Source organism: Mesorhizobium sp. Cs1321R2N1 (assembly GCF_037179725.1).
GTDB lineage: Bacteria > Pseudomonadota > Alphaproteobacteria > Rhizobiales > Rhizobiaceae > Mesorhizobium > Mesorhizobium salmacidum.
Genome location: NZ_JAPYKP010000008.1, coordinates 71,930 through 79,723 on the forward strand (window position 1 = coordinate 71,930; position 7,794 = coordinate 79,723).

The following is a 7,794-nucleotide window of genomic DNA, read 5'->3' on the forward strand; positions in this document are numbered from 1 at the left end:
TGTGGGCCTTTGCGTCTGAACGGCGGATGAACGGAAAAGTTCCGTCAACCATAGGGCGAAGGCCACCAGGACCAAAGCATCCCTGCTTGTGGTCCCGCGATCTTGTTTTCCGCCGCTCTTGCAGGCAAAGGTGAGGGCATGTCGCTGCGCCTTGCCACCTTCAATGTCGAGAACCTGATGAACAGGTTCGATTTTTCCGGCTATCGCAACCAGCTCAACGAGGATCGCACGCTGGCGATGTTCGATATCCAGAGCGAGGCCGAATACAAGATACTGGAGCAGGCGCGCGCCATCGCGCAATCCGACGACACGCGCCAGCTGACGGCACTAGCCATCGCCGCCACCCGCGCCGACATCATCTGCATGCAGGAAGTCGACAACATCGAAGCGCTGAAGGCGTTCGAGTACGGCTATCTGTTCAAGATGGTGGGGCAGGGTTACCGCCAGAAATACACCACGTCGGGCAATGATTCGCGCGGCATCGATGTCGCCGTGATGATGCGCAACGAAACCGCGCAGGGACAGCCGATCGAATTCGTTCGCATGACCAGCCACGCCTATGTCACCTACGAGCAGTTCGGGTTGCATACGCCGGAGCTGGCGGCCCTCGGCAACCAGCCCAATGAACGCATCTTCCGGCGCGACTGCCTGGAGGTCGACATCAAGGTGGGCGGCGCACCGATGACGCTTTATCTCGTGCACTTCAAGTCGATGGGCTCGCCCCGCAACGGGCTCGACGGACGCGAAGCGACAATGCCGGTGCGCGTCGCGGAAGCGCAGGCCGTGCGGCGCATCATCGAGGAGCGTTTCGGTGTGGATCATGCCGCCGACAAGCGCTGGGCGATCTGCGGCGACATGAACGATTACCGCCAGCGGGTGAAGATCGCCGGCGATGAGGTGGACGGCTACCGTTTCGAGGTGGTTGACGAGAACCTGTCCTGCATCAATGTGCTGACAGCGGGCGGCTTCTGCGAAAACGTGGTGGAGCGGCGGCCGGAAATGAACCGCTGGACCTTCTATCACACACGCGGACCCGAAGAGCGGCATCTGTGCCAGCTCGACTATATCCTGCTTTCCAGGGGACTGGCGGCGAAGAACGCCACCGCGGTTCCCGACATCATCCGCAACGGTCAGCCCTGGCGCACGATCTTTCCCGCGGGCCAGGAAGTCGAGCGCTTCCCGCGCGCCGGCTGGGATCGGCCCAAGGCTTCGGACCACTGCCCGGTGGCGATCACGCTGGACATGGCCTGATGGGGAGTATGGGCCCGATGGGGAGTATGGGCATGATGGGGAGTATGGGCATGATGGGGAGTATGGGGCCTGATGGGCAGGATCGGGCCTGAGCCGACATGAGCTTTGATCTTCCACGCAATGTCATCCTGCCGGTCGATGCCATCGATGTGCGCCTCGATGCCGGCCCCCATCCCTTCGCGGTGGATAATGCCGGGGCGATCGCCGAGAACTGGCAGAGCGAGATCGAGACCAATCCGGCGCTCTTCGACGGCACCGTGGTTCTGCTTTCGGAACTTGCCTATCGCGACCGCAGTCTCATTGGCCTCTGCCATGCGGTCAACTACTCGACCTTCATGCTGTGGCGGAAGCGGCGCGAGAATTCCGGCGCCGAACACGCCTATGCCCATGCCGTGCTGGTGGCCGGCGACAATGCGCTGGTGGCGATTCGCATGGGACCGCGAACCGTCAACGCCGGCCGGGTCTATTTCGCCGCCGGTTCGTTCGAGCCGACCGATTTCCGCGATGGGCTGGTCGATGTCGATTTCAACATGATCCGCGAGGTGCGCGAGGAGACCGGCCTCGACCTGTCGGATGCCAGGCGCGGCGTGCGCTGGCACGCGCTGTCGACGGCAAGCGGCACCGTCATCTTCCGCCGCTATCACGTCGACGAACCTGCCGATGAGATAGCGCGCCGAATCTTGGCCTTCGTCGCCACCGAAGCCGATCCGGAGATCGAGGGGCCGGTGATCATCCGCCATGCCGACGACCTGCCGGACGGTCTGTCGCCGCACATGAAGCCCCTGATCGAGTGGCATTTTTCGAATTAGCGCGCCGCCTTGCGGTCGTTGCGCGCGGCGACGAAGAACAGGATGAAGCCGATGCCCAGCAAGCCGCCCATCGCCATACCCATGGTCTGGCCGACGACCGCCTGGAAATCCGGTTTGACGCGATCGAGATTGGCCGTCCCGTAGTCGGCGAGATACCACCAGATGCCTGCCAGGACAGCTTCGATAACCACCATTGTCAGGACCACGCGCGCCTTCTTGCTCATCAGCTGCTCCTCGACCAGAAATGCCTTGGCATAACATCGCCAACACAGCGACGACAGGGTTGGGCGGGGCGGAAACGTCGAAGGTTGTGTAAAACCGGCTCGGAGTGCCGGGCGCCTTTGCAGCTTGCTCGTTACTCATGCCTTAACGCGTCGATCGGATCGAGCCTGGCGCCGCGAAGGGCCGGGAAGAAGCCGAACACCATGCCGATCAGCGCGGAGAAGCCGACGGCGAGCAGGATGACCGCCGGGCTTGGCGCGAAGGGTATGGTCAAGGTCATCGAGGCGAGGCCGGCCAGCGCCAGGCCAATCAGGATGCCGATGATGCCGCCGAGCAGCGACAGCACCGTCGCCTCGACCAGGAACTGGATGAGGATGTGCTTTTCATGCGCGCCGATGGCGAGCCTGATGCCGATCTCGCGGGTTCGCTCGGTGACCGACACCAGCATGATGTTCATGATGCCGATGCCGCCGACCAGCAGGCTGACGCCGGCGACCGCGCCCAGCATGCCGGTCATCGTCGTGGTTGCGCTGGCCATGGCGTCGGCGATCTGGGTCATGTCGCGAATCGCGAAATCGCTTTCCCGGTCAGGGGTTATACGGCGCGCATCGCGCAAAATATCCTCGACGCGTGGCTGCAATTCGGTGGTCGGCGTGCGGTCGTCGGCGGCGATGTAGATGTTGTCGATGTCGCGGTTGCCGGCGATGCGGCGCTGATAGGCGGCAAGCGGCATCAGCACGACATTGTCCTGGTCCTGGCCGAAGCCGGTATAGCCCTTCGGCTCGAGAAGGCCGACGATCTTGCAGGAGGTGCGGTTGACGCGGATGATCTCACCCTCGGGATGGCCGGCGCCGAAGAATTGCTGGCGCACCGTCTCGCCGATCAGGCACACGCCGGTGCCCGAACGGGTTTCGGAATCGCTGAACGGGCGGCCGGACACCAGTTTCCAGTCGCGCGCGTCGAGATAGGCGCTGTCGGTGCCGGTGACGCCTGAGGTCAGGCTTTCGGTGCCGAAGATGACGCGGACCTGCTTCTGCGATGCCGGCGAGATGGCGCGCGCGCCGGAGAGATGCGCAACCAGCGCCGCCAGGTCCTTTTCCGCCAGCGGCCGCACCGCTTGATCGAGCCCGCCCGGACCTCCGGGACCGGCCGGGCGCCCGGCCCGGACGACCAGCAGATTGCTGCCGAGTTTGGAGATGTCGGCCTTGACCTTTTGCGTGGTGCCGGAGCCGATGGTCAGCATGGCAATGACGGCGGCGACCCCGATGACGATGCCGAGCAAGGTCAGGAACGAACGCAGCACGTTGCGGCGGATCGAGCGCAGCGAGAGGCGGATGGTTTCCCAGATCATGGTTATGCCGTCTCCATGTTCATTGTGTCGGAGGCGACATGGCCGTCGAGGAAGCGGATGGTGCGCTCGGCATATTCGGCGACATCGGCCTCGTGCGTGACCATGGCGACGGTCAGGCCAAGCTCCTTGTTCAGCCGCGTCAGCAGTTCCATGATTTCGTGGGTGCGAGCCGTGTCGAGATTGCCGGTCGGCTCGTCGGCGACGAGCAGCGTCGGCCTGGTGACGATGGCGCGTGCGATCGCCACGCGCTGCTGCTGGCCGCCGGAGAGCTCGGCCGGCGTGTGATGCTCGCGGCCGACAAGGCCGACCTCAGCCAGCGCCTGCATGGCAAGGTCGCGGCGCTCGCGGGCGGCGACGCCGCGATAGATCAGCGGCAGTTCGACGTTCTCCGCCGCGGTGGTGCGGGCCAAGAGATTGTAGCCCTGGAAGACGAAGCCGACATAAAGGTTGCGCAGCATGGCGCGGCGGTTGCGGTCGAGCCGGCCGGCATCGACGCCCATGAAGGAGTAGGTTCCGGCCGTCGGCGTGTCGAGGCAACCGATGATGTTCATTGCCGTCGACTTGCCGGAGCCCGACGGCCCCATGATGGCGACGAATTCGCCGCGCCGAATGGCAAGGTCGACGCCGGCCAGCGCATGCACCTTGGCTTCGCCTTGGCCGTAGCTCTTCCAGACCGTGTCGAAGGTGATGAGGGGCGCGCCCGCGGCCATAGCCTCAGCTCCGCGACTGCGAGGCGGTGATGATCTGCGCTCCTTCCTCCAGGCCGGAGGTGATCTCTGTCAGTTCGCCATCGGTGGAGCCGATCTTGACGTTGACCGGATGCGGCCGGCCGTTCTCCAGCACATAGAGCGTGCGAGAACCATCGGTCGGGGCCTTCGCCGCCTGGCGTTGGCGGTCGGGGCGGCCCATGCGGCCGGTGAACAGGTCGCCGAGACTCCAGCCACGCGGGGCCTGCTGCGCCGGTCGGTAGCGGAAGGCGCTGGCCGGCACGGTGAGCACATCCTTGGCCTGCCGGGTAACGACCGAAACGGTAGCGGTCATGCCCGGGCGCAGCAGAAGTTCGCTGTTGTCGACCTCGAGCCGCGCATTGTAGGTGACGACCCCATCCGTCGTGACAGAGGCATAGGAAATGTCGCGGATCTCGGCATCGAACGGCCGGTCGGGGAAGGCGTCGACGGTGAAGCGGGCATGCTGGCCTGACTTGACCGCGCCGATGTCGGCTTCGTCGACCGCCGCCACCAGCTCCATGTTCCTCAAATCCGCGGCGATGATGAACAGCACGGGCGCCTGCAGCGAAGAGGCGACCGTCTGGCCGGGGTCGACCGAACGGGTCAGCACGATGCCGTCGATCGGCGCGTAGATGGTGCTGTTGGCGAGATCGGTCTGCTGCGATTTCAAGTCTGCATTGGCGATGGCGAGATTGGCCTCGGCGCTGTCGAGTGCAGCCTTGGAGCGGTCGCGGGTCGCGGTCGCGGCCTCGAGCGACTGGTCGGTGGCCATGCCGCGCTTGGTCAGGGCCGCCGCGCGGACAAGCGCGCTCTCGTTCTCGGAGAGCGTCACCCGGGCGTCCTCGACATTGGCAGCCGCCCCTTTTGCGGACGCTTCGGCCCGTTCGATCTGGACCTGCAGCTTGGCGGTGTCGAGTGCAGCCAGCACGTCGCCCTTCTTCACCTGCTGGTTCTCGTTGACCGTGACCGAGCGTATGATGCCGGAGAGCTGGCTTGATATGTCGACCTGGGTGAGGGGTTGCAGCGTGCCAGTCGCCGAAACCTGGACGGTGAGGTCGGCCTTGGCGGCCGGCACTGTCGTATAGTCGATCTTGGTCGGCGTGCCGGCATACCATTGGTAGCCGGCAAAAGCCGCGACGAGGACGATCAGCGCCAGCAGCGCGTAGAGCCAGCCGCGGCGGCGCGTCCTGCGCCGGCCGATCTGGTCGAGCCCTAGCGCCGTCTCAATGGCGGAATCCGATTCCGCCTTTGGCAGATTGACAATCTGGTCCACGTCGGACCCCTATTATGCGTAATGTCCCTGTCTGTGCACAGATCAGGCTTATCGGTTCAAATATCAAATTAAATTTCGCCCATGTTGGGATTGAGGCAGGAATGCAAACCCGGAATTACTTGCTTTACGATGTGTTTACGACCGAGCGACTGGCCGGCAACCCGCTGGCGGTGGTGTTGGATTGCAAAGGTCTGGACACCGCCGCGATGCAAGCCATCGCGCGCGAGTTCAACCTGTCTGAATCGGTCTTCGTGCTGCCGCCGGACAATCCCAAGCACCGAAACCGCATCCGCATCTTTACCCCCGATTATGAAATGCCGTTCGCCGGCCACCCGACGGTAGGCTCGGCAATCGCGCTGGCGGAACTGGCCGGTGAGGGCGGCGCCGGCATTTTCGTGCTGGAAGAAAACATTGGTCCGGTGCGTTGCGCCGTGAGCAAGCACGATGGCGCCACCTTCGCCGAATTCGACCTCGCCAAGCTGCCGGAGCCGCTGAAGCTCGACGCCGATCCGGAGGCGATCGGCGCGGCACTCGGCCTGACACCGCACGAGATCGGCTTCGAGAATCACCGCGTCGCCTTCTGGTCGGCGGGCGTGCCCTATGTGACCATCCCGGTCGCCAACCTCGAGGCGGCGGGCCGGATCCGGCTGGACAACCAGGCGTGGTCGGAACTGGCGCCGCGCAAGAGCGAATGGGCCTTCGCCAGCCCGTACGTCTATTGCCGTGAAACGGTGAATCACGAGAGCGCGTTCCATGTGCGCATGATCGTGCCCGGCACGCCGTCCTACGAGGACCCGGCGACCGGTTCGGCGGCGGCGGCCTTCGCCGGCGCCATCATGCATTTCGACGGCCCGACGGACGGGGTTTCGCAATTGTGGATCGAGCAGGGACTGGAGATGGGGCGGCCATCGCGCATCCGCCTCGAACTGACTGTGCAAGGCGGAAAGCTGGCGTCCGCGCGCATTGGCGGCAACGCGATCAAGGTGGCGGAAGGCAAGCTTTTCGTCTGATCGCCTCCGCGTTCCTTCCCGGCACGACAAGGCTTGATGCGATTTGTCGGGAAATGATTCCAGCAGGGCTGGACAGGACCGGTGTCGGCGGCTATATGCCCGCCAACGCCGGTTTTTGCCGGCCGAGTGGGTGCGTAGCTCAGTTGGTAGAGCAGCTGACTCTTAATCAGCGGGTCCACAGTTCAATCCTGTGCGCACCCACCAAAATCTAACAAAATCAATTTGTTGGACGAGGTGAGGGACCCCGATGGATGCAGGCGGAGGTCCGTGTCCAAATATTTTAGGCCAGCACCCACACTTTTCCGCATAATGCTCTAGACGCGTGTCATGCCATTCTCCCGGCTGCCAAAATGTCGCGCTGGCGGCGGCCGATCGGTGTTTGGCCCTTGGCCTGATCCACAGCCCACTTCGATGATTCCCACCAGTGCGCGAACAAACTCAACCATGTCGTTTGCCGTGATGGCTGCCTTGTCGGGGTTTTGCCCGATGTGCTCGGCGGCTTCGCAACATGAGCGGCGGATGAGATCGTAATGTATATCCCTTTCATCCTCCGGCAACGCCGCCAACTTCATGGCTCGGCTATGAATCAACCGCAGCAATAGTTCGAGAGCTGCTCCGACACTCATGCGTTTGCTCCGCATTGGTCGAGCGTCCCGGCGCTTGAGGGCGCGCGTTTGGAACGTCCGATGAGGAGGCGTTTCCCGTCCCCGTATGGAAGGCTGCATCACAGTCGTTAATATATTCTTTCCTGCTAATATTCCTCCTTCGTTGAGCCTGCAGAAAGGCCGAGCGGCGCCCGGGGCCGCTTCTTGCGGTCGAAATTTCACTCAGTCCGAGCAAGGACATCGCGACCCCCCTGTTTTGGGGCTCCGAAGATTTATGAGGGTTTGTACATCAAGGCGATCCGCGCATTACTTCTCCGACACGCCAGCCTCGGCAAAACTCGCCATTCTCGCATGGCACTCCAGCGCCGAGCGCACGATGTTGACGGCCAGGCACGCGCCGGAGCCTTCGCCGAGCCGCATGCCAAGGTCGAGCAGCGGCGGCAGGGCGAGCGCCTCGAGCAGGCCGCGATGGCCCGATTCGGCGGAGACATGTGCGGCGGTCGCATGAGCAAGGCCGGTTGGGTGCAGCTTTGCCAGCGGCGCGG

The 7,794-nt window shown here is 63.8% G+C and carries 9 protein-coding genes and 1 tRNA gene; 4 read left to right on the top strand and 6 right to left on the bottom strand.

Going from position 1 to position 7,794, the window contains the following annotated elements; all coding sequences use genetic code 11:
• Positions 1-138: 138 nt before the first annotated feature.
• Both O7A61_RS04205 and O7A61_RS04210 read left to right on the top strand, forming a co-directional pair.
• Positions 139-1,251, top strand: a complete 1,113-nt coding sequence (locus tag O7A61_RS04205; RefSeq protein WP_337128531.1) for an endonuclease/exonuclease/phosphatase family protein — start codon at positions 139-141, stop codon at positions 1,249-1,251.
• A 98-nt stretch (positions 1,252-1,349) separates the two neighbouring features.
• On the top strand, positions 1,350-2,060 hold the full coding sequence (locus tag O7A61_RS04210; protein WP_337128532.1) for a hypothetical protein: 711 nt from the start codon (positions 1,350-1,352) through the stop codon (positions 2,058-2,060).
• Here the strand turns inward: O7A61_RS04210 and O7A61_RS04215 are convergent.
• The 4 genes from O7A61_RS04215 to O7A61_RS04230 all read right to left on the bottom strand — a co-directional run bounded on the left by O7A61_RS04215 (position 2,057) and on the right by O7A61_RS04230 (position 5,634).
• Complete coding sequence (locus tag O7A61_RS04215) at positions 2,057-2,284, bottom strand: hypothetical protein (RefSeq protein ID WP_337128533.1); 228 nt, start codon at positions 2,282-2,284, stop codon at positions 2,057-2,059. The genes O7A61_RS04210 and O7A61_RS04215 overlap by 4 nt on opposite strands.
• Positions 2,285-2,415: 131 nt before the next feature.
• Positions 2,416-3,633, bottom strand: a complete 1,218-nt coding sequence (locus O7A61_RS04220; protein WP_337128535.1) for an ABC transporter permease — start codon at positions 3,631-3,633, stop codon at positions 2,416-2,418.
• 2 nt (positions 3,634-3,635) lie between these two features.
• Complete coding sequence (locus tag O7A61_RS04225; protein WP_027145316.1) at positions 3,636-4,343, bottom strand: ABC transporter ATP-binding protein; 708 nt, start codon at positions 4,341-4,343, stop codon at positions 3,636-3,638.
• A 4-nt stretch (positions 4,344-4,347) separates the two neighbouring features.
• Entirely contained in the window at positions 4,348-5,634 is a 1,287-nt protein-coding gene (locus tag O7A61_RS04230) for an efflux RND transporter periplasmic adaptor subunit (RefSeq protein ID WP_337128537.1), read from the bottom strand.
• 101 nt (positions 5,635-5,735) lie between these two features.
• Between O7A61_RS04230 and O7A61_RS04235 the strand changes: the two genes are divergently transcribed.
• A complete protein-coding gene (locus O7A61_RS04235; protein WP_140768753.1) occupies positions 5,736-6,644 on the top strand; it encodes a PhzF family phenazine biosynthesis protein in 909 nt (302 codons plus the stop codon).
• Positions 6,645-6,772: 128 nt separating this feature from the next.
• A tRNA-Lys gene (locus O7A61_RS04240) sits at positions 6,773-6,848 on the top strand.
• 110 nt (positions 6,849-6,958) lie between these two features.
• On the opposite strand, the gene O7A61_RS04245 is transcribed toward O7A61_RS04240, so the two are convergent.
• Both O7A61_RS04245 and O7A61_RS04250 read right to left on the bottom strand, forming a co-directional pair.
• Entirely contained in the window at positions 6,959-7,270 is a 312-nt protein-coding gene (locus tag O7A61_RS04245) for a hypothetical protein (protein ID WP_337128539.1), read from the bottom strand.
• A gap of 285 nt (positions 7,271-7,555) precedes the next feature.
• On the bottom strand, positions 7,556-7,794 hold a 239-nt coding region (locus O7A61_RS04250; RefSeq protein ID WP_337128541.1), incomplete at its 5' end, for a nicotinate-nucleotide--dimethylbenzimidazole phosphoribosyltransferase.